Annotated in this window: 27 protein-coding genes and 1 pseudogene; 11 read left to right on the top strand and 17 right to left on the bottom strand. The window is 69.1% G+C overall.

The genetic code is table 11. From position 1 onward, the window contains the following. Nucleotides 1–76: 76 nt before the first annotated feature. Nucleotides 77–670: pseudogene (locus AD72_RS33750) on the bottom strand (DUF2461 domain-containing protein). Nucleotides 671–1,157: 487 nt separating this feature from the next. Here AD72_RS33750 and AD72_RS36980 point away from each other — a divergent pair. Then, on the top strand, nucleotides 1,158–1,643 hold the full coding sequence (locus AD72_RS36980) for a hypothetical protein (protein WP_156365509.1): 486 nt from the start codon (nucleotides 1,158–1,160) through the stop codon (nucleotides 1,641–1,643). A gap of 494 nt (nucleotides 1,644–2,137) precedes the next feature. Here AD72_RS36980 and AD72_RS33745 read toward each other — a convergent pair whose 3' ends face one another. Further along, nucleotides 2,138–2,956 carry an NmrA family NAD(P)-binding protein gene (locus AD72_RS33745; RefSeq protein ID WP_031470714.1) on the bottom strand — a complete coding sequence of 273 codons (819 nt, stop codon included), beginning with the start codon at nucleotides 2,954–2,956 and terminating at the stop codon, nucleotides 2,138–2,140. A 152-nt stretch (nucleotides 2,957–3,108) separates the two neighbouring features. Here AD72_RS33745 and AD72_RS33740 point away from each other — a divergent pair, with 152 nt between their 5' ends. Together AD72_RS33740 and AD72_RS33730 are read left to right on the top strand one after the other, a co-directional pair. Further along, nucleotides 3,109–3,852, top strand: a complete 744-nt coding sequence (locus AD72_RS33740) for a TetR/AcrR family transcriptional regulator (RefSeq protein WP_051899310.1) — start codon at nucleotides 3,109–3,111, stop codon at nucleotides 3,850–3,852. A gap of 415 nt (nucleotides 3,853–4,267) precedes the next feature. Next, nucleotides 4,268–4,525 carry a hypothetical protein gene (locus AD72_RS33730; protein ID WP_156365508.1) on the top strand — a complete coding sequence of 86 codons (258 nt, stop codon included), beginning with the start codon at nucleotides 4,268–4,270 and terminating at the stop codon, nucleotides 4,523–4,525. 137 nt (nucleotides 4,526–4,662) lie between these two features. Here AD72_RS33730 and AD72_RS33725 read toward each other — a convergent pair whose 3' ends face one another. Further along, the gene (locus AD72_RS33725) at nucleotides 4,663–5,310 is read right to left on the bottom strand and encodes a DUF2461 domain-containing protein (protein ID WP_031470710.1); all 648 of its coding nucleotides are present in this window, start codon (nucleotides 5,308–5,310) and stop codon (nucleotides 4,663–4,665) included. 60 nt (nucleotides 5,311–5,370) lie between these two features. On the opposite strand from AD72_RS33725, the gene AD72_RS33720 reads away from it, so the two are divergent. Beyond that, entirely contained in the window at nucleotides 5,371–6,414 is a 1,044-nt protein-coding gene (locus AD72_RS33720) for a DUF4037 domain-containing protein (RefSeq protein ID WP_031470709.1), read from the top strand. Here AD72_RS33720 and cutA read toward each other — a convergent pair. Continuing rightward, complete coding sequence (gene cutA / locus AD72_RS33715; protein WP_031470708.1) at nucleotides 6,398–6,715, bottom strand: divalent-cation tolerance protein CutA; 318 nt, start codon at nucleotides 6,713–6,715, stop codon at nucleotides 6,398–6,400. The two genes, AD72_RS33720 and cutA, sit on opposite strands and share 17 nt — an antisense overlap. A 55-nt stretch (nucleotides 6,716–6,770) precedes the next feature. Here cutA and AD72_RS33710 point away from each other — a divergent pair, with 55 nt between their 5' ends. The 4 genes from AD72_RS33710 to AD72_RS33695 are packed head-to-tail and all read left to right on the top strand — an operon-like array spanning nucleotide 6,771 to nucleotide 9,899. Next, nucleotides 6,771–7,658, top strand: coding sequence for an ABC transporter substrate-binding protein (locus AD72_RS33710; protein WP_051899311.1), 888 nt, complete (start codon nucleotides 6,771–6,773; stop codon nucleotides 7,656–7,658). Between the two features lie 41 nt (nucleotides 7,659–7,699). Then, nucleotides 7,700–8,743 carry a FecCD family ABC transporter permease gene (locus AD72_RS33705; RefSeq protein WP_031470706.1) on the top strand — a complete coding sequence of 348 codons (1,044 nt, stop codon included), beginning with the start codon at nucleotides 7,700–7,702 and terminating at the stop codon, nucleotides 8,741–8,743. Further along, a complete protein-coding gene (locus tag AD72_RS33700) occupies nucleotides 8,730–9,500 on the top strand; it encodes an ABC transporter ATP-binding protein (RefSeq protein ID WP_031470705.1) in 771 nt (256 codons plus the stop codon). The genes AD72_RS33705 and AD72_RS33700 overlap by 14 nt, the downstream gene beginning before the upstream one ends. 6 nt (nucleotides 9,501–9,506) lie before the next feature. Next, nucleotides 9,507–9,899 (top strand): type II toxin-antitoxin system VapC family toxin, encoded by a 393-nt coding sequence (locus AD72_RS33695; protein WP_031470704.1) that lies wholly within the window; start codon nucleotides 9,507–9,509, stop codon nucleotides 9,897–9,899. On the opposite strand, the gene trpA is transcribed toward AD72_RS33695, so the two are convergent. The 5 genes from trpA to AD72_RS33670 all read right to left on the bottom strand — a co-directional run bounded on the left by trpA (nucleotide 9,866) and on the right by AD72_RS33670 (nucleotide 14,880). Beyond that, nucleotides 9,866–10,669 (bottom strand): tryptophan synthase subunit alpha, encoded by an 804-nt coding sequence (gene trpA / locus AD72_RS33690; protein WP_031470703.1) that lies wholly within the window; start codon nucleotides 10,667–10,669, stop codon nucleotides 9,866–9,868. The two genes, AD72_RS33695 and trpA, sit on opposite strands and share 34 nt — an antisense overlap. After that, a complete protein-coding gene (gene trpB, locus AD72_RS33685) occupies nucleotides 10,666–11,910 on the bottom strand; it encodes a tryptophan synthase subunit beta (protein WP_051899309.1) in 1,245 nt (414 codons plus the stop codon). Before trpB ends, trpA begins: the two co-directional genes overlap by 4 nt. After that, nucleotides 11,889–12,698 carry an indole-3-glycerol phosphate synthase TrpC gene (gene trpC, locus AD72_RS33680; RefSeq protein ID WP_031470701.1) on the bottom strand — a complete coding sequence of 270 codons (810 nt, stop codon included), beginning with the start codon at nucleotides 12,696–12,698 and terminating at the stop codon, nucleotides 11,889–11,891. The genes trpB and trpC overlap by 22 nt, the downstream gene beginning before the upstream one ends. 150 nt (nucleotides 12,699–12,848) lie before the next feature. Beyond that, the gene (locus AD72_RS33675; protein WP_031470700.1) at nucleotides 12,849–13,370 is read right to left on the bottom strand and encodes a Trp biosynthesis-associated membrane protein; all 522 of its coding nucleotides are present in this window, start codon (nucleotides 13,368–13,370) and stop codon (nucleotides 12,849–12,851) included. Then, complete coding sequence (locus tag AD72_RS33670; protein WP_082469313.1) at nucleotides 13,363–14,880, bottom strand: anthranilate synthase component I; 1,518 nt, start codon at nucleotides 14,878–14,880, stop codon at nucleotides 13,363–13,365. Before AD72_RS33670 ends, AD72_RS33675 begins: the two co-directional genes overlap by 8 nt. A gap of 60 nt (nucleotides 14,881–14,940) precedes the next feature. Between AD72_RS33670 and AD72_RS33665 the strand changes: the two genes are divergently transcribed. Next, on the top strand, nucleotides 14,941–15,534 hold the full coding sequence (locus AD72_RS33665; protein WP_031470698.1) for a TetR/AcrR family transcriptional regulator: 594 nt from the start codon (nucleotides 14,941–14,943) through the stop codon (nucleotides 15,532–15,534). Nucleotides 15,535–15,590: 56 nt separating this feature from the next. Here AD72_RS33665 and hisI read toward each other — a convergent pair whose 3' ends face one another. From hisI to AD72_RS33640, 5 genes are read right to left on the bottom strand one after another with little or no spacing between them, the layout of a single operon-like run. Then, nucleotides 15,591–15,932, bottom strand: a complete 342-nt coding sequence (hisI, locus tag AD72_RS33660) for a phosphoribosyl-AMP cyclohydrolase (RefSeq protein ID WP_031470697.1) — start codon at nucleotides 15,930–15,932, stop codon at nucleotides 15,591–15,593. Then, complete coding sequence (locus AD72_RS33655) at nucleotides 15,929–16,312, bottom strand: hypothetical protein (protein WP_031470696.1); 384 nt, start codon at nucleotides 16,310–16,312, stop codon at nucleotides 15,929–15,931. The genes hisI and AD72_RS33655 overlap by 4 nt, the downstream gene beginning before the upstream one ends. Further along, nucleotides 16,309–17,061, bottom strand: a complete 753-nt coding sequence (gene hisF / locus AD72_RS33650; RefSeq protein WP_031470695.1) for an imidazole glycerol phosphate synthase subunit HisF — start codon at nucleotides 17,059–17,061, stop codon at nucleotides 16,309–16,311. Before hisF ends, AD72_RS33655 begins: the two co-directional genes overlap by 4 nt. A 9-nt stretch (nucleotides 17,062–17,070) precedes the next feature. Then, nucleotides 17,071–17,802 (bottom strand): bifunctional 1-(5-phosphoribosyl)-5-((5-phosphoribosylamino)methylideneamino)imidazole-4-carboxamide isomerase/phosphoribosylanthranilate isomerase PriA, encoded by a 732-nt coding sequence (gene priA, locus AD72_RS33645; RefSeq protein WP_031470694.1) that lies wholly within the window; start codon nucleotides 17,800–17,802, stop codon nucleotides 17,071–17,073. Next, the gene (locus tag AD72_RS33640; protein WP_031470693.1) at nucleotides 17,799–18,686 is read right to left on the bottom strand and encodes a LysR family transcriptional regulator; all 888 of its coding nucleotides are present in this window, start codon (nucleotides 18,684–18,686) and stop codon (nucleotides 17,799–17,801) included. The genes priA and AD72_RS33640 overlap by 4 nt, the downstream gene beginning before the upstream one ends. A 75-nt stretch (nucleotides 18,687–18,761) precedes the next feature. Between AD72_RS33640 and AD72_RS33635 the strand changes: the two genes are divergently transcribed. Then, the gene (locus AD72_RS33635) at nucleotides 18,762–20,003 is read left to right on the top strand and encodes an MFS transporter (RefSeq protein ID WP_156365507.1); all 1,242 of its coding nucleotides are present in this window, start codon (nucleotides 18,762–18,764) and stop codon (nucleotides 20,001–20,003) included. Here AD72_RS33635 and hisH read toward each other — a convergent pair. The 3 genes from hisH to AD72_RS33620 are packed head-to-tail and all read right to left on the bottom strand — an operon-like array spanning nucleotide 19,993 to nucleotide 22,266. Next, entirely contained in the window at nucleotides 19,993–20,613 is a 621-nt protein-coding gene (gene hisH / locus AD72_RS33630) for an imidazole glycerol phosphate synthase subunit HisH (RefSeq protein ID WP_031470691.1), read from the bottom strand. The genes AD72_RS33635 and hisH overlap by 11 nt on opposite strands. Nucleotides 20,614–20,622: 9 nt before the next feature. Beyond that, nucleotides 20,623–21,567, bottom strand: coding sequence for a transketolase family protein (locus tag AD72_RS33625; RefSeq protein WP_063890843.1), 945 nt, complete (start codon nucleotides 21,565–21,567; stop codon nucleotides 20,623–20,625). Nucleotides 21,568–21,570: 3 nt separating this feature from the next. After that, complete coding sequence (locus AD72_RS33620) at nucleotides 21,571–22,266, bottom strand: thiamine pyrophosphate-dependent enzyme (RefSeq protein ID WP_031470689.1); 696 nt, start codon at nucleotides 22,264–22,266, stop codon at nucleotides 21,571–21,573. A gap of 72 nt (nucleotides 22,267–22,338) precedes the next feature. Between AD72_RS33620 and soxR the strand changes: the two genes are divergently transcribed. Next, entirely contained in the window at nucleotides 22,339–22,782 is a 444-nt protein-coding gene (gene soxR, locus AD72_RS33615; protein ID WP_197285164.1) for a redox-sensitive transcriptional activator SoxR, read from the top strand. Nucleotides 22,783–22,785 lie beyond the last annotated feature (3 nt).

Genomic DNA, 22,785 nt, shown 5'->3' with positions numbered 1-22,785 from the left:
TCCTGGCCTCCTACACCTAGTCGCTCTTCCTGGATCGATCCCCCTCGCGGGGGCGCGTGTCACCATGGTGCCCTCATCACACACCCACGTGGTCGACGAACCATTCGGTCAGCGGGCGCGCCGCCCCGCCGGGAATCCCGCACCCTGCGCAGCAGGCCGCGCTCGTGCAGCAGGTTGTCCGGCTCCCATTCGCGGACCAGGCACAGGGTGCGATGCCGCAGCAGCTCGAGGCGCGGATGATCGGGCGCGACACCGCGCGGCCTGGTCTTCATCTTGTCCCCGCGCAGCTCCCAGCCCTTGCGGGTCAGCCCGTCGATCAGGTGCTGCAGCTCCTCGCCGCGCCGGTCCTCGTCGAGCGCGGTGCGCAGCCGGGCGAGCTGGTCCGGTTCGGTGTGGAAACAGCCCGCACCCACCAGCAGCCCTTCCGAGGACACGTACAGCGCCCACCACCGCGGCCACGTTCCAGCACCGCACCGCAGTGCGTCTTGTACGGCGTCTTGTCCTTGGCGAACCGCGGATCCCGGTAGGGGCGGAAGACCTTGCCGGTACCGAACTCGCCGAACTCCCCCTCCAGTTCGGCGAGCAGGGCCTCCATCGGCGCGCGCACCTGCTCGAGGCAGATCTGTTTGTTGTCCTCGTAGTAGGCCTTCGAATTGTTGGCGAGCAGCACCGTGAAACTACTACCCTTTTCCGGTTGTTGACTGTGAGCCCAGGCAAGGTCGTCGAGGAGGTGGCCGAGTTCGGCACCGGTGACCGCTGCTGTCCAGAGTTGGCCGAGTGCGTGGTTGTAGAGCTCGAGGTCTTCGGGGTCGTTGCTGGTGATGGTGGTGTGCATGACTTCGAATTCGACGAGGTTGTCGTAGATCCACCAGCCGTGCATGGGGACGATGCCGGGGTCAGCAAGAACGCGGGCCCCATTCTCAAAGGCGCGATGCCAGTTTTGAAACGTGCCCCTATCGCAGGCATTGCGATTACGGCATTCGGAATCGGAATGGACATCGGTGTCAATGGTGCCGACCCGGCCAAGCCGGTCGTCTCCGGCACTGACGGAGTACCGAAAGCTGAAGGTTTCGGAGCGGCCGGAGTACTCGCGGGTCTCTGTGTGGTGTATGGATGCGTGCGCGGTTGGACCGAAGACGTGCAACCCATTTGTATGGGTGAGCGTCTGGTACTTGTGGCTGATTATCGCGATAGCCTTCGCTTATCCACTGTTGTTCATTCGCGGAAAGACAACGACCTGTGGCCCAGACTGGCTGATGTACAACGGCAATGTCTGGGTCAAAACGTACGAGTTGAACGAGATAAAGGTAACGAAGTATGCGGGCGGTTACCACATAACCCTAAAAGACACTAGCGGGCGCGGAATGATGCTCGATCTACGAACCGTTCAAGAACTGCCGTATTTATGGAATTACGTCTATCTCGGAATAATGCATTCCGTTGTTTACGGTGGAGCGACCGCCGATAATGAGGCAATCAAACGATTACAGCTCCCCGCCCGCATGAGCTACAGACGCACTCATTCGCGATCGGCAAGGCGTCGGCACCCGCGCGAGCACGTGCATGCCTGGACACGGGCACCAGCCCTGCCGATCGACGGACTCATCCTTATCGAATTCCCTACCAACCAGGTCGGCCGCTAGCCTGAACCCGAGCGTTGACCTTCTCGACGCACTCGGGCGAACAGCGCCCGTAGTACTGCGCCAGCAGCTCGATCGGGCGCCAGTCCCGGCACCCCAGGCACACACCCTCCTCGATCTGACCAGGTGAGGTGTAGTTACGCCGCTCCCATGGGATTTCGCTCGCCACCGTCGACTCCCTTCGTCCCGCGCAGCTTAGGTATGCACGCTTCGCATTCGCGCAGCGCAACCCCGCGATGGTGACCACGCACACCAGTCTTGACAGCCCTGAGCGTCCGGCGTTCTCCTGAAGAGTATTCGAACACCAGTTCGAAAGATGTGTGGCCCCATGTGAACCGGCGAGGCGAGGCACAGGAGGACGTTACGAGAAGACATGGCCCGGTGGCAGGTGGTGGCCTTCATCCCGGACGACCTCTGCACAGACGATCACCCCGAGAAGGCCGAGGCACTGCACCGCTGGCCATTCGACTGGCTGCATGCCCGGCTGTCCGGGCTCCTCAGCCCCAGACGCCGGTGGCGGCCGCCTCGCGCGCGTATTCCGTGAAGTCCTTCGGCGCCCGGCCGAGCGCCCGTTCCACATCGCCTGACGGTTCCTCGACGATGTCCGCGGTCTCGGCCATGGCGGCGGCAAGTTCCTTGTCCAGCCCCAAAGTCACCATCCGCTCGGCGTACTGAGGCACAGTGAGCTCGGTGTACTCGATCCGGCGCCCCAGCGCCTTCCCGATCTCCTCGGTGGCCTGTGCGAACGTCAGCGCGCGAGGCCCGTTCAGGTAGTACTCCTCCCCCGCATGGCCATCCTCGCGCAGGGCGGCGACAACCACGTCGGCGATGTCGTCGGCATCGATGAAGGCGAACGCCGAATCGCCGTACGAGGTCGCCATGACACCGGTCCGGATCTCCTCGCGGAACTTCTGGACGTAGTCGTCGCTGAAGTTCTGGTTGAACCAGCTTGGGGTGACGGTCGTCCACTCCATTCCGGACTCGCGCAGCGCGCTGCCGACGGCGGAATCGGATGGCCAGATGTTGAGCAGCACGAATCGCCGCACGCCCGCGGCGGCCGCGGCCTGAATGAACTCGCCGACCGGTTCCTGCTCCTCCTCGGTCCCCATCCCCGGGTACACCGCGTAGAGCCGATCGACTCCCCGGAGAACATCCGGCCACGTGGTCGAGTCGTCCCAGGAGAAGGGCGGCTCCGAGCGACGCGAGGCGCTACGGGCGGTGACACCCGCCCGCTCGAGTCGTTCCATCACCCGGCGGCCGGTCTTGCCGGTTCCTCCCACCACGAGGGTCTCACCGGTCTGCGCTACCTGGTTCATCTGCGTTCCTTTCGCTTTGGCGAGGTCGTTATGACGTCGAATGTGAACGCCATACCAAAACTGTACAGTGTTCACTGTAAGGACAGTGTACAGGAACTGTAGACTGTTGTCCGCCCCCACATCCGAGGGCGTCGAGTGCTGGAGAGGTGCGCGTGGACGACACGGCCGTAGAGACCAGACGGGAGAGGCTGCGCCGGAGTACGACGGCGGAGATCAAGGAGATCGCGCTGCGTCTCCTCGTCGAAGGAGGCCCGTCGGCGCTGACACTCCGTGCGGTCGCGCGTCAGATCGGCATGGCCCCCAACGCCCTGTACGGGTACTTTGCCTCCCGCGACGACCTGGTCGCCGCCCTCCGGGATGATCAGTACGCGGCCCTCGCGCGGGCCGCCCGCGACAGCCGGGACATCGCCGCAGCAGAGGGCGTCGACGGCCAGCTGCGCGCCTGGGCACACGCCGTGCGCGAGTGGGCACTGGAGAACCCGACCGGCTGGCACCTGATCTTCGACGACCCGACCGGCGGTCACCGCTCGGCACCGTGCCCACCCCCTCCGGAGGGGGACTTCGACATGTGCATGCCCCTGCTCGAGTTCGCGGAGGCCACCCTGCCGCATTCCCGGCTCACCGCCGCCTCGACCGCGTACCAGTGGTCCGACTTCGACGACGCGCTGACCGAACGCGTGCAGGCCGCCCTGCCCGATCTCCCCCCGGAGGGCATCGCCCTGGGACTCCGGATCTGGGCACGACTGCACGGACTGGTCGCCTTCGAACTCGACGGACGCATCCGGGCACCCTCGACCGTCGCCGCGACCATCTACGACGACGAGATCACCCACCTCCTTCGGTCCGCCGGAACCGGTGAGATGGACTCACCCCGGAACCGATCCGCAGAGCGTTGACCTGGAGAACCCCCGAATCCGCGTCGTCAACTCGTTCTACGAGTCAACAGCGTGCAGCGCGAGGGCCCACCCAAGAACGGCAAACCGCGTACGGTGCCGATCCCGGCATCGTTGGTGCCGATACTGCGCGAGGTGATCGGGAACCGTGGCGGCAACGAGCTGGTGTTCCACACTGCACGCAAGCAGTCACTGCGGGCGAACGACTGGCGGGTGCGGAAGGTCAACGACCTACGGATTAAAAGGGCACCGCCGAGTAGTGATGATTTGTTCAGCTGTGTGTTCGTGCCACGCGCACGCAACCCGTGCGGTTGATGACAAGGCTGCCTTCGGCAGCGAGCGCATCGGCAGATGACGAGCTCTGATTCTGGCACGGCCCGCGCGGTATCAGATCTTGGACGAGCCGCAGAAGGTTTGGGTGACGACGAGCCTGCTGCTTCCCGAGGACGGGTACCGGCGCCGCCCGTACGCCAAGGAGTGTCTGCAGGTGGGCAAGCCGATGCCGGGGTTTCTGTACGGCTGGATGCCCACGTCCTCGGGTGGAATGGTCGGGCTGGTCCGATACCAGCTCGGCACGGAGGACAAGCAGTGGTGGATCGAGTTCACACACTTCGTGGCCTCCAAGCACCTCCGTAAGCGCAGCACGAAGCGCGGCGAGCGCCGCTACGACGGTTGATCGGGCGCCCTCGTTGACGCGACGGCCGTCGGGGCCAGGTTGGTGTACTGGTTGGCCCGGGGCCGGGCTGTGGGTTCGGGTGGTTCGGTTCCGGCCGGCGAGGAATGCGAGCTGTCGAGCCTTTGTCCAGCCGCTGCCTATCCCCCGCCCACGTGATCGAGAAACCACGTCCCCAGCGGGCGTGCCTGCCGCCAAGCATCCCGGACCCTGCGCAACAGCCCGCGATCGTGCAGCATGTCATCCGGCTCCCAGCTGCGTGCCACGTAGAGCGTGCGATACCGGAGCAGTTCGAGACGCGGATGCTCTGGCGAGACCCCGCGCGGCTTGGTCTTCATCTGGTCGCCGCGCAGCTCCCACCCCTTGCGTACCAACCGGTCGGTCAGATCCTGCAGCTCCCCGCCCCGCCGGTCCTCGTCGAGCGCGGCGCGCAACCGGGCGAGCTGGTCCGTCTCGGTGTGATAGCAGCCCACCGCGGCCAGCAGGCCCTCCGAGGACAGCTGCACATACAGCGCACCGCCGCCCCGGCCACGCTCGATCACAGCACCACACTGCGTCTTGTACGGCGTCTTGTCCTTGGCGAACCGCAGATCCCGGTACGGGCGGAACACCTTCCCCGAACCGAACTCGCTGAACTCCGGCTCCAGCTCGGCGAGTAACGCCTCCATCGGCGCACGTACCTGCTCAAGGTAGATCTGTTTGTTGTCCTCGTAGTAGGCCTTCGAATTGTCCGCGAGCAGCCCGTCGTAGTACTCGACCGCGTGTTCCCCGAAGCCCTCGAATCGCATTCCCGCAATGGTAGTGAATTCGGTGGCGTGCTCCCCCGCGTGGCCGGGATGCTCTCCGCCATGTCGTCTTCGGAACCGCCTTCGGATTTCCTGCCGGGCATCGAGTTGTCCCGCTACTGCTACCGCGAATTCCTCGCTCCCGTGTTCGGCGGGCACCCGCACGCGGCCGCGCTGCTCGGTCCCGGTTCGGAGGTGCTGGGCTTCGACACGAACCGCTCGACCGATCACGACTGGGGACCTCGACTGCAGGTGTTCGTCACCGACGAGTCCGGTGAGCTCGCGGCACGCGCCGAACGCGCACTGCCCCGGGAGGTCCGCGGTCACCCACGACTGCCCGGCGCTCTCGAGGTGACCGGGCTGGCCACGTGGTTCGGCGCCCGGCTCGGCTTCGATCCCGCCGAGCTCACGACCTTCGACTGGCTCGCCACCCCGGCCCAGTTGCTCGCCGAGGTCACCGGGGGCGCGGTGTTCCACGACGGAACCGGTGAACTGACCGCCGCCCGGACCCGGTTGTCCTGGTACCCGGACCAGGTGTGGCGCTACATCCTCGCCTGCCAGTGGCAGAAGATCAGTGAGGAGGAGGCGTTCCCCGGCCGGTGCGCGGAGACCGGGGACGAGCTGGGTGCCTCGGTGGTGGCCGCCCGGCTGGCGCGTGAACTGATGCGGCTGTGCTTCCTACTCGAACGCCGGTATCCGCCGTACAGCAAGTGGCTCGGCAACGCGTTCGCCCGGCTGGAACTCGCGCGGGAATTGGCGCCCGTACTGCACAGCGCCACGGGAGCTCGCGATGCCGGGGAACGGGAACGGGCGCTGGCGAGCGCCTACGGGCGCCTGGCAACGGCGCAGAACGCGCTGGAGCTGACCGAACCGGTCGACACCGCCATCCGTCCGTACCACGCGCGGCCGTACCGGGTGCTGCACGCGGAACGGTTCGCGGACGCCCTGCTCGCCGGGATCACCGATCCGCAACTGCGCGGACTGTCCAGGGCCGGAGCCATCGACCAGTATGCGGACGACCCCAAAGTCCTTGTGCCGCAAGGGAGTGGCCACACCGCGCGGGCGATCGCCGCGGCGGTGCACCCCGGGCTCAGCGGGTCTCGCTGATCAGCCAGTCCAGGTATTCGGTGCTGCCTCCGGTGATCGGTGTGGCAATGATCTCGGGCACGTCGTAGTCGTGATTGACCCGGATGTGTTCGGTGAGCGCGGCCACCCGGTCGGCGGCGGTCTTGATGTCCACCCGCCATTCCGGCTCGGTCTGCACCGCGCCCTCCCACCGGTAGACGCTGGTGATCGGCCCGTTGACCTGCGCGCAGGCGCCGAGGTTCGCCTCGATCGCCGCGGACGCGATGCGCAACGCCGCCTGCTCGCTCTCCGTGGTCGTGGTGACGATGGTGTGCTCGGACATAGCCGCAGGGTACCGAGTAACCTCAAGCGTCGTGCGAACTCGATCGTTGCTCGTCGTGACCGCTATCGCCGTGCTGCTCACCGGGGGCTGTGCGCAGCGCTCCGAACAGGCCGCCACTCCCCCGAAGGACGGCGGTTACCCGGTCACGGTCGATTCCTCCGGTACCAAGCTCACGATCAAGAACAAACCGGAGCGCATCGTCTCGCTCGGCCCGTCCGCCACCGAGGACCTGTTCGCCGTCGGCGCGGGCAAACAGGTGGTCGCCGCCGATTCGCTCTCCGACTACCCGGAGGGCGTCCCGCGCACCAAGCTTTCCTCGATCCAGCCCAATGTCGAGGCGATCGCCGGGTACAAACCGGATCTGGTCGTGGCTACCGACGATATGAACGGGCTTTCCGGCAAACTCGCCAAGCTCGGCATCCCGGTGCTGTTCGTCAAGGCGCCGAAGGACCTCGACGGTGTCTACGGTCAGCTCACCACCCTCGGCAAGACGACCGGGCACGAGCGCGAGGCCTACGACACCACCAAGCGGATGCGCCACGACATCGACAAGCTCGTGGAGGACACCCCGAAGCCCGCGAAGGTGCTCTCCTACTTCTACGAGGCGGACAGCACGCTGTACACGGCGACTTCGAAGACCTTCATCGGCAGCGTGTTCGGCATGTTCGGGATGCGCAACATCGCCGATGACGCGGACAAGGCCGGTTCCGGTTACCCGCAGCTGTCCGCGGAGAAAATACTGCAGAGCAACCCCGACCTGATCTTCGTCACCGACAAGGAACCCGCCGCGGCCGTCGGTGCGCGCCCGGGCTGGTCGGAGCTGAAGGCGGTGCAGCGGCACCAGGTGATCGAACTCGACCCGAGCATCTCCGCGCGGTGGACCCCGAGGCTGGTGGACCTGGTGCGCGAGGTGGCCAAGGCGGCGGACGAGGCCGGGAAGTAACCCGCCCGCCGATCGAACCGGGTCCGAAGAGAAGGCACGTGATGAAACAGGCGGCGGAGCCGGGATTGCGCCCCACGAAGCTGCGCGCCAGGCACCTGCTGGTGACGCTGCTCCTGCTGCTCGCCGTGGTGCTCGGGGCGATACTGCTCGGCGCCATCGATCTGGGCGCGGGCCGGGTGCTCGGCGAGATCTGGGCACAGCTCACCGGTGGCGTCTCCCCGCTGTCCGCGCAGGAGGCCGCGATCCTCTGGGAGATCCGGGTGCCCCGGGTCATGCTCGGCTGCCTGGTCGGTGCGGCACTCGCCGGGGCGGGGGCCGCCTATCAGGGAGTGTTCGCGAACCCGCTCGCCGATCCGTATCTGCTCGGCGCGGCGGCCGGGGCCGGGCTCACCGCGACCGTCGCGGTCGTCGCCGGGGCCGACACCTCGGGTGGCCTGGTGCCGATCGTGGCCTTCGCGGGCGCGATCGGCGGGGTGGTACTCACCTGGACCCTCGGCAGGGCGGCCGGTCGCGGGACCATGACGCTGTTGCTCGCCGGTGTGGTGATCTCGGCGTTCCTCACCGCCGTGCAGACCTTCGTGCAGCAGCTCGACACCACCACGATCAGCAAGCTGTACAGCTGGATGCTCGGCGGACTCGGCAGCCCCGGCTGGTCCCAGATCCTGTCCGTACTCCCCTACATCGTGCTCGCCGGGATCGTGCTGTGCTGCTGTGCGCGGCTGCTGGACGTGCTCACCCTCGGCGACGAGGAGGCCGCGGCACTCGGGATCCGGCCCGGGCTGGTGCGCATGCTCGTGCTCGGTGCGGCCTGTCTCGCCACGGCGGCCGCGGTCTCGATGAGCGGGCTGATCGGGTTCGTCGGCATCGTGGTCCCGCACGCGATACGCCTGCTGGTGGGCGCCAGCCACCGCATCCTGATCCCGCTGTCCCTGCTCGGCGGAGCGGCCTTCCTGGTCGCCGCGGATGTCGCGGCGCGCACCGTGCTCGCCCCAGCCGAACTCCCGCTCGGGGTCGTCACCGCCTGCGTCGGCGCACCCTTCTTCCTCGTGATCCTGCGCAAGGGGGCCCGCAATGGACGGGCTTGAGCTGCGCGGGCTCGCCGCGGGATACGGCGGGGACGACAAGGTGGCCGGGGTGGACCTCACGGTGCCGCCCGGATCCTGGCTGGCCATCGTCGGACCCAACGGGGCGGGGAAATCCACCCTGCTCAAGGCCACGGCCGGACTGATACCGCACCGGGGCGAGGTCAGCCTGGACGGGACCACGCTTGCCGGTCTGGGACGGCGCAAGCGGGCCCGCGCGCACGCCTACGCCCCGCAAACCCCGCAGCTGCCCGCCGGGCTCACCGTCACCGACTACGCGCTGCTCGGCCGGACCCCGTACCTCGGTCCCTTCGCCCGGGAGAGCGCCGCCGATCTGCGCATCGTCGCGGATGTGTTGCTGCGCCTGGATCTCAGCGAACTGGCCGACCGCGCACTGCACACCCTTTCCGGGGGTGAGCGGCAGCGCGCGGTGCTCGCCAGGGCGCTGGCCCAGCAGGCCGAGGTGCTGTTGCTCGACGAACCGACCACCGGACTGGACATCGGGCACGCGCAGTCCCTGCTCGATCTGGTCGACCGGCTGCGCACCGATGACGGCAGCACCGTGGTGACCACGCTGCACGACCTCACGCTCGCCATGTTGTACGCGGATACCGTGCTACTGCTGGATTCCGGCCGCGCGGTTGCCTCGGGGCCACCCGCCGAGGTGCTCACCCCCGAGGTGCTGTGGCAGCACTACGGAGCGCGGGTGGAAGCCCTGCGCACCGCGGATGGACGCACGGTGCTCGCCCCGGTGCGGTGAGCAACACTGGTCGACACGAACATTCTGGTCGACATCCTCACCGAGGACGAAACTTGGTTCGCTTGGTCCTCGACTGCGCTCGGCACCGCCTTGCGGGAAGGACCGCTGGTGATCAATCCGATTATCTATGCGGAAGTATCCGTACGGTTCGCCGACTACGAAACCTGTGACGCGACGCTCAGCGAGAAGGTCTTCGCCCGCAAGCCGTTCCCGTGGGAAGGCTCCTTTCTCGCCGGAAAAGCCTTCCAGCGCTACAAGGAGCACGGCGGCACGGAAACCAGTTCACTGGCCGACTTCTACATCGGGGCGCACGCGGCTGTCGCCGGACTGCGGCTGCTGACCAGGGACGCGCGCCGGTACCGGGACTACTTCCCTACGGTCGAGGTCATCGCGCCCTGACCGCGCACTCCCGCCGCGAGTTCCCCGGCCAGAGCGCGCACCGCCGCTTCCGATTCCCCTGCCGCGGTGACGAAGGCGGAGCCGACGATCACCGCATCGGCGAACCCGGCGACTTCGGCGGCCTGCTGCGCGGAGCGCACCCCGAGCCCGAGACCGATCGGCAGCTGGGTGTGCCTGCGCGCGCGGGCCACGGTCTCGGCCGCGGTGTCCGACAGGGTCGCCCGTGCACCGGTGACCCCCATGACCGCCGCGGCGTACAGGAATCCGCTGGAGGCGTTCGCGGTGAGCGCGATCCGTTCCTCGCTCGAGGACGGCGCGACGAGGAAGATCCGGTCCAGTCCGGCGGCGCCGGCCGCGGCGCACCAGCCCGCGTCGTCGTCGGGAACCAGGTCCGGGGTAATCACCCCGAGCCCGCCCGCGGACGCGAGGTCGCGGGCGAACCGCTCGACACCGTAGCGGTGCACCGGATTGAAGTAGGTCATCACGACCGCGCGCCCGCCCGCCGCGGCGACCGTCTCGACGGTGCTGAACACGTCGGCGAGCCGGAAACCGTTGCGCAGCGCGGTATCCGCAGCGGCCTGGATGGTCGGCCCGTCCATCACCGGATCCGAGTAGGGCACCCCGACCTCGACCAGATCGCAGCCGGAGTCGAGCATCGCGGTCAGGGTGCGCTTCCCGTCCGCCACGGTCGGGTACCCGGCGGGGAGATAACCGACGAGCGCGCCCCTGCCCTCCGACCGCGTGGTCTCGAACAGCGCCTGCAAACTCATTCGTCTACCAATCCGAAGTACCGCGCCGCGGTCTCCATGTCCTTGTCCCCGCGCCCGGACAGGTTCACCAGCAGCAGCCCGTCCGGTCCGATTTCCGGGCCGAGCTCGATCGCGCCGGCGAGCGCGTGTGCGGACTCGATCGCGGGAATGATGCCCTCGGTGCGGCACAACAGTTTCAGCGCCTGCATGGCCTGATCGTCGGTGACCGCGCGGTATTCGGCACGGCCGGTGTCCTTGAGATGGGAGTGCTCGGGCCCGACACCGGGATAGTCCAGGCCCGCCGAGATGGAGTACGCCTCCGTGGTCTGCCCGTCCTCGTCCTGGAGCAGATAGGACAGCGCACCGTGCAGCATCCCGGGACTGCCCTCGGTGAGCGAGGCACCGTGCTCCCCGGACTCGATGCCGTGCCCGCCCGGTTCACAACCGACCAGGCGCACATCCGGATCGTCGATGAAGCCGTGGAAGACCCCGATCGCGTTGGAGCCGCCGCCGACGCAGGCGAGCACCGCGCTGGGCAGCCGCCCGGTCTGCTCGAGCACCTGGGACCGTGCCTCCTCCCCGATCACCCGGTGGAAATTGCGCACCAGCACCGGGAAGGGATGCGCACCCGCGGCCGTGCCGAGCAGATAGTGCGAGTCCTCGACATTGGTCACCCAGTCCCGCAGCGCCTCGTTGATCGCGTCCTTGAGGGTGCGCGAACCGGTGGTCACCGGAACGACCTCGGCACCGAGCAGCCGCATCCGGGCCACGTTGAGCGCCTGGCGTTCGGTGTCCACCTCGCCCATGTAGACGACGCAGTCCAGATCGAGCAGCGCGCACGCGGTGGCGGTGGCCACCCCGTGCTGCCCCGCCCCGGTCTCGGCGATCACCCGCTTCTTGCCCATGCGCTTGGTGAGCAGTGCCTGGCCGAGCACGTTGTTGATCTTGTGCGAGCCGGTGTGGTTGAGATCCTCGCGTTTGAGGAACACCCGGGTGCCGCAGAGCTCGCCGAACCGCTTCGCCTCGGTCAGCAGCGAGGGACGGCCCGCGTACTCCCGGAGCAATCGGGCGAACTCGCCGGTGAACGCCGGGTCGAGGCGGGCCTTGTCGTACTCGGCGGAGAGCTCGTCCAGCGCCCCGATCAGTGCCTCGGGCATGAATCGGCCGCCGTACTCGCCGAAGTGCCCGCGCGCGTCCGGATCGTGCGGGGTCGCCTCGTGTGCGTGCGTGACCACCGGGCTCACCTGCTCGGCCGCGGGCACGCGGGGTGCGAGCCCGCCGTGACCAGCTTGTTCACCGCAGCCTTGGGGTCACCGGAGGCGACCAGCCCCTCCCCGACGAGCACCGCGTCCGCTCCGGAGCCCGCGTAGGCCATCAGGTCGCCCGGACCGCGCACCCCGGACTCGGCGATCTTGAGCACGTCCGGCGGAAGACCGGGGGCGAGCTTGCCGAACACATCCCGATCCACCTCGAGGGTGTGCAGGTTGCGGGCGTTGATCCCGATGACGGTGGCGCCCGCCTCGAGTGCCCGGTCGGCCTCCTCGGCGTTGTGCACCTCCACGAGCGCGGTCATGCCGAGCGATTCCACCCGGTCCAGCAGCGCGGAGAGCACGTTCTGGTCGAGTGCCGCCACGATCAGCAGCACCAGGTCGGCGCCGTGCAGCCGGGCCTCGTGCACCTGGTAGGGAGTGACGATGAAGTCCTTGCGCAGCAAGGGAATCCGCACCCGCTCCCGGACCGCGTCGAAGTCGGCGAGCGATCCGCCGAACCGCCGCTGCTCGGTGAGCACGCTGATCACCCGGGCGCCCGCGTCCGCGTAGTCGGCGGCCAGCGAGGCGGGGTCGGCGATGTTCGCGAGCTCGCCCTTCGACGGGCTGCGCCGCTTGACCTCGGCGATCACGCTGACGTCCGCCTGGCGCAGCGCGGCGACCCCGTCCTGGGCGTCGGGCACCTGCGCGGCCTGCTTCTTCAGTTCCTCGAACGGGAGCACCGCCTCGCGCTCGGCGAGATCGGCGCGCACGCCCTCGATGATGGAGTCGAGCACACTCACGATGCCTCCCCTCGGAGACGTGATTTCGTCAGCTTCGCGAGTGGCCCCGATCTCGGTGTCCGCGTCGGACAGGTGGGTTTCGTCACGGATTCGTTCCCCTTCCCGCTGCACTGATGCTAACTCCCGCCCCCATGGCCCATCCGGTTCGGGTCACTTCGTCGTCGGATCCTCCCCCTCGGAGAGCGCGTCCCACATCCGCTGATCCGGGGCTTTCGCCCGTTGTCTGCCCGCGCCCCTGGTGTATCTGGCGCCCATGGCGGGCAGTACCCGCGCCGCGGAAAGCAACGCGGCGGCGGCTCCGAGCTCGGCGAGGGCCGCCAGCCCCACCAGGCTCCTGGCCAGCACATCCTGGTCGCTCGGGGCGGTGCTGCCCGGTCCCGGCGCGAAGGGCGCGGCCCCGGTGATCCCTCGATAGGCCAGATAGCAGCCGCTGATCAGTACGAGCACCCCGATGATCCGTTTCACCGGCGCACCGCCCGCGAACTGGGCGGCGAGCGCGGCCAGCGCGAGCAGGGCCAGCGGCACCAGCTCGGGAACCGCCTCCGAACCGCGCACCGGTGCGCTGCCCGCCGACCAGCCGAGCCGCGAGGAACCCCACAGCAGTGCGGCGGCCAGCAACAGGCACAGCAGCAGTGCCCACAGGGCGGAGCGACCGGGGCGGCGATCAGTCACGGCCGGTCACCTCGGGTGCGGCCATCGTCTCGGCGGCGGCGATCGCGGCGAGGACCGCGCCCGCCTTGTTGAGCGTCTCCTGGTCCTCGGCGTACGGATCCGAGTCCGCGACGATCCCGCCACCCGCCTGCACGTAGGCGACGCCCTCGCGCATCACCGTGGTGCGGATGGCGATCGCGGTGTCCGCGTTGCCCGCGAAATCCAGATAGCCGACCACACCGCCGTACAGCGCCCGCCGGGTCGGTTCGTATTCCTCGATCAGTTCCATGGCGCGCGGTTTCGGCGCCCCGGAGAGCGTGCCCGCCGGGAAACAGGCCACGACGGCATCGTGCGCTCCGCAGTCCTTGCGCAGCTCACCGGTCACCGTGGAGACGATGTGCATCACGTGGCTGTAGCGCTCCACCCGGAACAGCTCCACCACGTGCACACTGCCCGGTTCGCACACCTTGCCGAGGTCGTTGCGCCCCAGGTCGACGAGCATCAGGTGCTCGGCGCGCTCCTTCTCGTCGGCGAGCAGGTCCTTCTCCAGCGCGGCGTCCTCCTCCGGATCGGCCGCGCGCCACCGGGTGCCCGCGATGGGGTGCATGGTCGCCCTGCCGTCGGTGACCGTCACCAGCGCCTCGGGACTGGATCCGACGATGTCGAAGCCCTCCAGGCGCAGCAGGTACATGTACGGGCTCGGATTGGTGGTGCGCAGCACGCGGTACACGTCGACCGGGTCCGCTTCGGTGCGCACCTCGAACCGCTGGGAGACCACGATCTGGAAGGCCTCCCCCGCCTTGATCGCCTCCTTGGCCGCGTCGATCGCCGCGTGGTGCTGCTCCTGCGTGCGCTTGCGGGTGAACTCCGGCTTCGGGCGGTCGAACAGGGCCGCGGTGGCCGGGGCGGGCGCGAGCAGGGTCGCGGTCATCTCGTCGAGCCTGCGCACCGCGTCGGCGTAGGCCTCGTCCACCCGCGCGGAGCTGTTGTCCCAGTTCACCGCGTTCGCGATCAGCGTGACGGTTCCGGTGTGGTGATCCACCGCGGCGAGATCGGTGGCGAACAGCATGGTCATCTCGGGCAGTTCGAGGTCGTCCTCGGCCAGCTCGGGAAGCCGTTCCATCCAGCGGACCGCATCGTAGCCGATGTAGCCGACCATGCCACCGGTGAGCGGGGGCATCCCGGGCAACGGTTCGGTGCGCAGGGCCTCGACCGTCTCGCGCAGGGTGGCGAGCGGATCGTCCCCGTGCGGCAGGTCCACCGGCGGTTCGCCGCGCCACACCGCCTTGCCGTCGACGACGGTGAGCGCCGCGGGGCTGCGCACCCCGACGAACGACCAGCGCGACCAGGACTCACCGTTCTCCGCGGACTCGAAGAGAAAGGTCCCTGGCCGGTCCCCGGCGAGTTTGCGGTACACCGAAAGCGGCGTCTCCGCGTCGGCGAGCAACCGCCGCGCGACCGGAATCACCCGGCGATCGGCGGCGAGCTCGCGGAACTCCGTGAGGGACAGGCTCACCCGTGTCGTGGACATGGGAACCATTCTGCCGGTCGGTCCGACAGTTCCCCGCGCGGGCTGTTTACTCTCATTGCCATGCCAGGGCGAAGGAGAGGCCGCAGGCCGGCGAGCGAGGACACCAGGACGGTGCTGATCGAGGCCGCACGCGCGGTGTTCACCGAGCAGGGCTACGCGGGCGCCACGGTCCGCCAGATCGCCGCACGCGCGGGCATGGATCCGTCGATGATCAACCACTGGTTCGGCGGAAAGGACGCGTTGTTCACCGAGGCCGTGCTGCAGCTGCCGTTCCGCCCCGCGGACATCGCCGCGAGCGTGCTCGACGGGCCGGTCGAGGAGCTCGGCGAACGGTTCGTGCGCACCGTGCTCCGCGTCTGGGATTCCGCGGGAGGCGGGCAGATGACCGCGGTGCTGCGCAGTTTCGCCTCCAACAACGAGGCGGTCCAGGCGTTTCGCGAGCAGATGCTCGACAAGGTGTTCCTGCCACTCGCCGAGCGGCTGCAGGTCGAGGATGCGGCGTTCCGCGCGACCCTGTGCGCCTCGCAGATGGCCGGGCTCGCCCTGGCCCGCTACGCCCTCGCGCTCGAACCCCTGGCCTCCGCGGACCCGGAGACGGTGGTCACGGCCATCGCACCGAATCTGCAGCGCTACCTGACCGGAGATCTCGGTTAGGCAGTGTCGTCAAGCGGCGCCGCCACCCGAACCCGCACTCGAGCCGCCATCGGTATCTACTGGGAGTCCGGATCCGCCAGCAGGACTTCGGTGTCGAAGCACGAGGTGGTCCCGTTGTGGCAGGCCGGGCCGGTCTGCTCGACGCGCAGCAGCAGCGCGTCCCCGTCGCAGTCCAGGCGCACCTCACGCACGAACTGGGTGTGTCCCGAGGTCTCCCCCTTGACCCACAATTTCCCCCTGCTGCGGGAGAAATAGGTGGCCCGCCGGGTACGCAGGGTCTGCTCGAGCGCCGCATCGTCCATCCAGGCCACCATGAGCACCGCACCGGTGCGATAGTCCTGGGTCACGGCGCACACGAGCCCGTCGGTGGTGCGTTTGAGCCGCTCCGGGATGGTCATCGCTGCCGCACCTCGCCCTGTCCGGCCGCGAGCAGCACACCGGCCGCGATCGAGGCGAGCACCAGCAGCGCGGAGAGCAGGCGGAACCACCACTGTCCCTCGCCGAGCGCGATCACCAGGTGCAGCAGCCCGGTCAGGAACAGCAGCGCGCCGGCGAGGATGCGGGCGTACGGCCGGGAGAGCAGCACCGCGCCCGCGGCGCCGAGCTGGGCCAGGGCGAGCAGCAGGGGAAGCACGAGCGCCTCGATCCCGCCCCCGGTCGCGGCGCGGCCGATGCTGATCAGCACGAGCGCGAGCGCGCATCCCGCGATTGTCCACGCGCCGGCACGCAGCCGCGCCGGGGCCGCTTTCGCTTGTGCGACAAGAACATTCTGATTCACCGGACGACCACCCCCGCGGCGCGCATGGTGTCCTTGACCTCCGGGATGCGCAGTTCGCCGAAGTGGAACACGCTGGCGGCCAGTACCGCGTCCGCACCCGCCTCGATCGCGGGCGGGAAGTGTTCGAGCCGTCCCGCTCCCCCGCTGGCGATCACCGGTACCCGCACCGCGGCGCGGACCGCGCGCAGCAGTTCCAGGTCGAAGCCCTGTTTGGTGCCGTCCGCGTCCATGGAGTTGAGCAGGATCTCGCCGACCCCGAGCTCTTCGCCGCGCGCCGCCCACTCGATCGCGTCGATCCCGGTGCCGCGCCGCCCGCCGTGCGTGGTGACCTCGAACCCGTCCCCGGACCGGCGCGCGTCCACCGAGAGCACGATGCACTGCGCGCCGAACCGTCGGGAGCACTCGGCGAGCAGTTCCGGGCGATCGATCGCGGCGGTGTTGATGCCGACCTTGTCCGCACCCGCGCGCAGCAGTCTGTCCACATCGGACGGTTCGCGCACACCGCCGCCGACGGTCAGCGGGATGAAAACCTGCTCGGCGGTGCGGCGCACCACGTCGTAGGTGGTCTCCCGATTGCCCGAGGAGGCGGTCACGTCCAGGAAGGTGAGCTCATCGGCCCCGGCGCGGTCATAGGCGCGGGCGAGCTCGACCGGATCCCCGGCATCGCGCAGGTCGGTGAAGTTGACCCCTTTGACCACCCTGCCCGCGTCCACGTCGAGGCACGGGATCACGCGCACGGCAACAGTCATGGGGCCAGGTTACGCGACCGCGGCGAGCGCCTCGGGCAGGGTGAACGCGCCCGCGTACAGCGCCTTGCCGATGATCGAGCCCTCCACGCCGTCCCGGCGCAACCGCGCAAGCGCCCGCAGATCGTCGACCTCGGCCACGCCGCCGGAGGCGATCACCGCGGCATCGGTGCGCGCGCACACTTCCTGCAGCAGCCCGACGTTCGGCCCCTGCAGGGTGCCGTCCTTGCTCACATCGGTGACCACGTAGCGCGCGCAGCCGTCCGCGTCGAGGCGCTGCAGGGTCTCCCACAGGTCGCCGCCGTCCCGGGTCCAGCCGCGGGCGGCGAGCCGGTACTCACCGTCCACGATGCGCACGTCGAGCCCGACCGCGACCCGTTCGCCGTATTCCGCGATCGCCTTCGCGCACCAGGCCGGATCCTCCAGCGCCGCGGTGCCGATGTTCACCCTGGCGCAGCCGGTGGCCAGTGCGGCGCGCAGCGATTCGTCGTCCCTGATGCCACCGGAAAGCTCGACCTGCACATCGAGTTTCCCGACCACTTCGGCCAGCAGTGCGGCGTTCTGCCCCCTGCCGAAGGCCGCGTCGAGATCGACCAGGTGCACCCATTCCGCGCCGTCGGCCTGCCACTGCATGGCGGCGTCCAGCGGGGCGCCGTACTTGGTCTCGCTGCCCGCCTCCCCCTGGACGAGCCGTACCGCCTGGCCATCGGCCACATCCACCGCGGGTAACAACACGAAGCTCACGGTTTTACCTTAAACGCGGTCTCCTCGATCAATTCGAGCAGGGCGGCGGTAGCGGGCGAGGGTTCCCGGCCCGCCGTGGTGATGAGCGCGGACTCTCGCGGGATCTCCGGATCGGTGGCCACCGCGGTGACCCGGTCCGTGGCGTTGCGCACCGCGTAGGCGGGCAGGAGCGCGATCCCCACGCCGTGCCCGACCAGGTCGACCAGATCGCTGATCTGGTCCACCTCACAGCACATCCTGCGGTCCAGTCCGGCCGCGGCGCAGGCGGCGTCCACCCGGGTGCGCAGCGCGGAGTCGGCGCGGAACTCGACGAATTCCCGCTCGGCGAGTTCGGTCAGCGCCACCCGGTCCCGCGCGGCGAGTGGATCCGCGGCCGGGACGGCGAGCACGATCGGCTCGGCGCCACTGGCCCGCGCGCGTACCCGCTCGCCACCGAACGGGCGGTCCACGAACGCGAGATCGAGCTGGCCGTCCGCGACCGAACGCACCAGCCCGCCCACGCTGTCGTGCATGATCCGCAGTCCGACCGCCGGATAGCGCCGGTGGTACTCGGCGAGCACCGCGAGCACATCGAAGAAACCGAACGACTGGATCATCCCGACCGTCAGCGTGCCTCTCAGCAGCCCGCGCACCCCGGCGACGGCCGCACGCGCCTCCTCGCGGGCGGCGAGCGCCCTGCGCGCCGCGGGCACCAGCGCACGCCCCTCCTCGGTCAGTCCGACCTTCCTGCTGTCCCTGGTGAACAGGGTGACGCCGAGTTCACGTTCGAGGGCCCGGATCGAGCTGGAGAGACTGGACTGCACGACGTGCACCCGGCGCGCGGCTCGGGTGAAATGCCGCTCCTCGGCGACGGCGAGGAACTGCTCCAGCTGGCGAAACTCCATCAATCGATTCTAGCGATTGTTTTCATGGGCACAATCCGTTGGACCGATCGGCCCAAGATCACGCATGCTGAATGCGTGACGAGCCAGCACCAGACGACCGACACCGATCAGGGCAGCACAGCAGGGCCGCGCCGGATGCGGGCCCCGCTCGCGTTCGGCTTCGTGGCCTACGCCTTCGGGGTCACCATGGTGGGCACCACCTTGCCCACCCCGCTCTACCCGCTCTATCAGCACCAGTTCGCCTTCGGCAGCCTGCTCACCACGGTGATCTACGCGGTGTACGCGCTCGGCGTGCTCGCCGCGCTGCTGCTGTTCGGCCGGGCCTCCGATGCGCTCGGCAGGCGCCGGGTGCTGTTCGCCGCGCTCGCCGCCTCGGCGCTCGCCGAGCTGGTCTTCGTCACCGACGCCGGGCTCACCGTGCTGTTCATCGGCCGGATCGTGTCCGGCCTGTCGGCCGGACTGGTCACCGGAACCGCGACCGCCATGCTCGTGGAGCTCGCCCCGAGCCACAAACACGCACGGGCGACACTGCTGGCCACCGCGGTGAACATGCTCGGACTCGGTTTCGGCCCGCTGCTGGCCGGGGTGCTCGCCGAGTACGCGCCCGCCCCGCTGCGGCTGCCTTTCCTCGCCCACCTCGTGCTGCTCGTCCCCGCGGTCATCGGGGTGTGGCTGGCCCCGGAAACGGTGCGGGTGCGCCCGGGAGCCCGGCCGCGACCGGGCCGCATCGGTGTTCCGGAACAGGCCAGGGCGGTGTTCGTGCCCGCCGCCATCGCCGTGTTCGCCGCGTTCTCGGTGTTCGGCCTGCTCACCGCGATCGAACCGGGATTCCTGTCCACCGTGCTGCATCAGCCGGACCGGTTGCTCGCGGGTGCGGTGGTGTTCTCCATGTTCATCGGATCCACGCTCGGCCAGTTCGCCGCGGCACAGCTGCGCGAACGGCTCGCGCTGCCCACCGGCTGCGTGGTGCTGATCCTCGCGCTGGCCGGGATCGCGGCCTCGCTGCTGACCGCCTCGCTGACACTGCTCGTCCTGGGTACCGTCGTGGTCGGGATCGGCCAGGGCATCTGTTTCCGGTCCGGAATGGCGGCGGTGACCGCGCACAGTCCCGCGCACCGTCGCGCCGAGACCGTCTCCAGCTACTTCGTGGTCGCCTATCTGGGCATCTCGGTGCCCGTGGTGCTCGTCGGTGTGGTGTCCGCGCTGACCGATCTGCGCACGGCCGGAATCGCGTTCACCATCGCGGTCGCGGTGCTGGCCCTGTTCGCGTGGGTGGCCGTGCTGCGCCTGGATCGGCGTCGGGCACTCAGCTCCTGACCGACTTGAGCCAGTTCTCCAGCAGGGTCGCCCCCGCGTCCCCGGATTTCTCCGGGTGGAACTGGGTCGCGGACAGCGGACCGTCCTCGACCGCTGCGAGGAACGGTTCTCCGTGCACGCTCCTGGTCAGCAGTGCATCGGGCGATCCGGTCCACTCGCAGGCGGCGAAGGAGTGCACGAAGTAGAACCGGGTCCGCGCGTCCAGCCCGGCGAACAGCACCGAGCCGGCGGCGGGTTCCACGGTGTTCCATCCCATGTGCGGGATGACATCCGCCTCGAGTGCCCGCACCGTGCCCGGCCAGCGCCCGCAGCCCCGCGCCTGGACCCCGTGCTCGATGCCGCGTTCGAAAAGCACCTGCATGCCGACGCAGATCCCGAGCACCGGACGCTCCCGGTCCAGCCGCTCGGCGATGATCCGCTGCCCGTCCACCGCGTCGATTCCCGCCATGCACGCGGCGAACGCGCCGACCCCGGGCACCACGAGCCCCGCCGCCTCGATGGCGACCGCGGGGTCCGCGGTGAGCTCGACCCGCGCACCGACCCGTTCCAGGGCGCGCTGCGCCGAGCGGAGATTGCCCGAGCCGTAGTCCAGGATGGCGATCGTGTCCACGCGTCCAGGCTAGCCTGCCCGGAGCACCGGCCCCTCCGGTGCGCCCGCGTGGAAGAACCGGCGTGCCCGCGCGGCGATCGAGGCCGGGTCGAGGCCGTGTGCGCGTTCGTGGTCCGCGGGTTCGCCGTAGCCGCGCAGTTCGTGCTCGCGATCCACACCGAGCGCGGCGATCCGGTGCGGGATGTCCACGAGTGCCTCGGCGACCGCGTGCGTGGATGTCCCGCGCAGATACGGTTCCACGAGCAGCACATCGGTGCTCGAGGTAAACACCGCCGAACGCAGGGTGCGCACATCCAGCGGGCGCACGGTCGGGGTGTAGAGCACGGTCACGTCGAGCTGTTCGGTCGCGGTGAGCACGTTGTCCGCGAGCGGGCCCACCACGAGCACCACGCCCTCGCCGCCGCGTTTGAGCACGGTCATCGCGCCGTCGGTGGCATAGGGCCGCGCATTGCTCTGCTCGGAGAGGCGCAGATACACCGCGTCCTCCCGGGCCGCATCGGCGCGCAACAGGGCGGCGGCCTCCTCCGGATGCCCGGGCACCTGGATCGTCCACCCGGGAAGGCTGTCCATCAGCGCCACATCCCCGGGGCTCATATGGGTCCGCCCGCCGAACGCGATGTCATAGGAGCCCCCGGAACTGACCAGGACACCACCGACGTCCTGATGCGCGAAGTCCAGCTTCACCTGTTCGAAGGGGCGCTCGACAAGGAACGCCGAGAAGGTGTGCGCGATCGGGCGCATCCCGGAGAGCGCGAGCCCGCCGGCCACGCTGACCAGTAACTGTTCCCGGATACCGACGTTGATCACCCGCTCCGGGTGCCGCGCGGCCGCCTCGGTGAGCCGGTCCGCGCTGATCTCGGCGAGCACCACGGCGAGCCGCGGATCCTCGTCGAGCAGTTCGGTCACCGTCGCGGTGAAGGTGTCGCGCATACCGAGAGTCGTCGCTGTCGTCATCGTTCAGGCACCTTTCTTCTCGACCGAGGCGACCACGACGAGCGGCCGTCCGGGATGGGGTTCGGTGAAGGCCGAGTGCAGGGCGTCGTGGTCCCGTCCGTCGACCGTGCGCCCGGCCCAGCCTTCGAGGGTGAACCGGCGCTCGATTCCGCCCGGCCAGCCATATGTCGAGGAGGAGTTGTCCACCACGACCACGGTGAGCTGTTCCAGGCCGAGCCGTCCGGCGTACTCGATCGCCTCGTTGTTGCTGCCCTCGTCGAGTTCGGCGTCCCCGACCAGCACCACGGCCCGCGGTCCGGTGCGTCCCGTGGCGCGCCAGCCGAGCACCAGGCCGAGCCCGATCGGCAGCCCGTGGCCGAGTGAGCCACTGCTGATCTCCGCGCCGGGCACCAGGGTGCGGTCCGGGTGACCACCGAGCCGGGATTCGAAAGTGCCCCAGCCGTCCAGATCCTCCGGCGGCAGCAGGCCTTTCGCCGCGAGCACCGCGTAGAAGGCCATCGGTCCGTGTCCCTTGGAGAGCAGGAACCGGTCCCGGTCGGGATCGTCCAGATTGTGCGGGCCGATATCGAGCACCGAGTCGTACAGCACCCAGATCACGTCCACTGTGGACTCCGCGGCCGCGTTGTGTTTCTCGTCGCCCGCCAGGCGCCGCATCAGCGCGGGCAGGTCGGTGTAGGTGAGCTCCGCTGTCGTCGTCATGAGCCCATCGTGAAACCTCGACTTATCTGGAGGTCAAGGAGTAATCTTCGTTGCGTGACAAAACTTCCCGAGATGCTCACGATCGGCCAGGTCGCCGCGCGCAGTGGAATAGCGCACACCGCACTGCGGTTCTACGAGGACCGGGAGCTCATTTTCGCCACCCGGACGACCGGGAATCAGCGGCGCTATCAGCGCAGTGTGCTGCGCAGGCTGGCGTTCATCAAAGCGGCACAGCGGGTCGGGGTCAGCCTCGAGGACATCAAGACCGCGATGGATTCGCTGCCCGCCGACCGGGCGCCCACCCGGAAAGACTGGGCGCGGCTCTCCTCCACCTGGCACGCCGAACTGGAGACCCGGATCGACGCGCTCACCCGGCTGCGCGACCGGCTCACCAGTTGCATCGGCTGCGGCTGCCTCTCGCTGCGCACCTGCACCCTGCAGAACCCGGACGACGAGCAGGCCGAACACGGCCCGGGCGCCCCGCGTCTCATGCCGGTCGCCGAAGGCGGGGAATAGCGC

Origin of the sequence: Sciscionella sediminilitoris, assembly GCF_000737195.2 — a bacterium.
GTDB lineage: Bacteria > Actinomycetota > Actinomycetes > Mycobacteriales > Pseudonocardiaceae > Sciscionella > Sciscionella sediminilitoris.
Note: the sequence above shows the minus strand (reverse complement) of the source record. Positions and strands in the feature narration are given on the sequence as shown.